The 1676-nt window shown below is 67.1% G+C and carries 2 protein-coding genes and 1 pseudogene; 2 read left to right on the top strand and 1 reads right to left on the bottom strand.

Going from position 1 to position 1676, the window contains the following annotated elements:
• A pseudogene (locus tag DY245_RS48515) lies at positions 1-79 on the top strand (transglycosylase SLT domain-containing protein); the annotation flags it as partial.
• A 184-nt stretch (positions 80-263) separates the two neighbouring features.
• Here the strand turns inward: DY245_RS48515 and DY245_RS33020 are convergent.
• Positions 264-482, bottom strand: a complete 219-nt coding sequence (locus DY245_RS33020) for a hypothetical protein (RefSeq protein WP_128510840.1) — start codon at positions 480-482, stop codon at positions 264-266.
• A gap of 712 nt (positions 483-1194) precedes the next feature.
• Here DY245_RS33020 and DY245_RS33015 point away from each other — a divergent pair.
• Positions 1195-1676, top strand: a 482-nt coding sequence (locus DY245_RS33015; RefSeq protein ID WP_128510839.1) for a lysozyme family protein, incomplete at its 3' end; no start/stop codon positions are given.

Below are 1676 nucleotides of genomic sequence, written 5' to 3'. Positions count from 1 at the left end.
GGTCGCCAACATCACCGCCGCGGCCAACTACGCGGCCCACCGCTACGGCTCGATCGACAACGTCAACTCGGCCTACTGAGCCGGGGCGTAGCGACCGTCCTCACGGTCGGAGCAGACTGAAGAGGGTGCCGCGGTGCGGCACCCGGCACGGCAACGGCAGTGGCCCTGCCCGCATCTCGCGGGTGGGGCCATTGCCGTTGCCTTTTGGCGTTGTGCGGCGCTGCCCGGTGCTCTCCTCGGCGTCGGGCAGCGCCGCACAGGCGTCAGTAGCGGTCGTGCCGCCCCTGGCCACCGAGGAGGTCGTGCCGCCCCTGGCCACCGAGGAGCGCGTCGAGGATTTCGCCGGCGACGCGAAGTCCCTCCTGCTCCTTGGGGGTGAGATGGCGGTGGTCGTCGACGGGCGTCGCCGCGGCGGCAACGCCCGTCGCGAGGAAGCCCGAGACGAGAAGACCGGAGAGAACGACGGTGAGACGACGGAGCATGAGCACTTCCCTACGATGAGTAACGGCTGTGTGCGCTGCCACTTTCCGGGAGTGGAGGGGCCATAGTCATGCGACAGCTCCGAGGGCTGCTGCGAACGGACCAGCGGCACCGCCGTATTGCCGTAGCGGGGAAGTCCCCAACGGCCGAGCCGGGGCCCGTCTCCCGCTCCGCGCACCCGGCATGCCGGGCCGCGTATCGATAGTGAATTGGGGCACAATTGCCGCCCTTTTGGGCTCAGCCGTAGTGCCCCTCGCCACATTTGGGGAATCCCGCTCCGCGCCGCCGGGCAGCTGTACGGATAAATCGGCGTCAACCGGTGGGTGAAGTGCCGCCGCAGAGCGGTAATTCCGGTGTGAGCCAGGCAACTTATACGCATCGCCGGAGCGGGCTTTGAGGCCGCTATCAGGTGACCCGGGGCACGCGATGTATGTCACTTACGAGGCTGCCTAGTCGATGGCGATGCAGCCATTCCGGGTCAACGCAGCGAGAAACGCTTATCACTTCGGAGATCTGGGTTTATCTCACGAAGATGAGTAGTACAGAGCACCATTGCCTCGATTCGGGACGGGCGTTAATCATGGATTCCGACGCACCGAGAGCGAGCTTGCGACTTACGCCCCCAGGGCGAACGCGGCAATGACCTCAGGTGCGCAACGCGCCGCCAAAGAAGGCCGCCTCCCCGTCCCCAGTACCTGGAAGAGGTCACTCTGCATGCCCGATTTCACCCTGCCCCGCGCTGCCCGCATTACCCGCATTACCCGCACCCACAAGATTGCCGTGGCCGTTCTGGCCGTCGCGGGTGCCACCTCCGGCCTGGCCCTCACGTCGGCCCCTGACACCGCTCAGGCCGCTTCGGCGCACGCCCCGGCCGCGGTCAAGCCCGTCAGCGCGAATGGCCTGCCTGCGAAGGCCGCCGACGCCAGGACCGCCCGCCCGGTGTCCGCCTCGGTCGCCGACCACATCAAGGTCACCGCCGTCGCCAAGCAGCACAGCGCCCAGCAGGCCGCCAACCGCTCCACCGAGCGCAAGGCCGTCAAGGACTACCCGAACAACCTGGACGGTTGGATCCGTGAGTCGCTCGACATCATGAAGGCCAAGGGCATCCCCGGTTCGTACGAGGGCCTGCACCGCAACATCATGCGGGAGTCCAGCGGCAACCCCAACGCCGTCAACGACTGGGACATCAACGCCAT

The organism is Streptomyces inhibens (assembly GCF_003389455.1).
Classification (GTDB): Bacteria; Actinomycetota; Actinomycetes; order Streptomycetales; family Streptomycetaceae; genus Streptomyces; species Streptomyces inhibens.
This window is presented reverse-complemented; position numbering and strand designations above follow the sequence as displayed.